Source organism: Vibrio sp. 10N.222.55.C6 (assembly GCF_041473395.1).
In the GTDB taxonomy this organism is placed as follows: Bacteria; Pseudomonadota; Gammaproteobacteria; order Enterobacterales; family Vibrionaceae; genus Vibrio; species Vibrio crassostreae_C.
Window position 1 is genome coordinate 1 of the sequence record NZ_JBFRSD010001159.1, and the last position, 358, is coordinate 358.

Below are 358 nucleotides of genomic sequence, written 5' to 3' on the forward strand. Positions count from 1 at the left end.
ATATGCTCAAACCATCGTTGGCTTAGGGATAAAACGAATGAAAGTAGAAACGATTGAAGCCGTAAAGGCGTATGGGTTTTCAGTAAGAACCACTAATCAGGATGAGGTTGACCCAACTAAAGCGAAGATAGGTCAATTGTGGCAGGGCTTTTTTGATCAGGCTTTTCCCAAACTGACGCCGGATTCAAAAGTGTACGGTGTCTACACTAATTACGAGTCTGATTTTACGGGTGAGTTTGATGTTATCGCGTGTGCTAATGCGTTAACGGATCAAGACTTAAATAATCTTATTGAAACCAAGATTGAAGCAGGCAAATATCTGACGTTTTCTGCTGAAGGTGAACTTCCTCAAGCGGTC

At 41.9% G+C, this 358-nt stretch carries 1 protein-coding gene; it reads left to right on the top strand.

Features of this window, described 5'->3' with window-relative positions; translation table 11 throughout:
- Nucleotides 1-37: 37 nt before the first annotated feature.
- The coding region (locus AB4486_RS27985; protein ID WP_372120080.1) for a GyrI-like domain-containing protein at nucleotides 38-358 on the top strand (321 nt) is incomplete at its 3' end.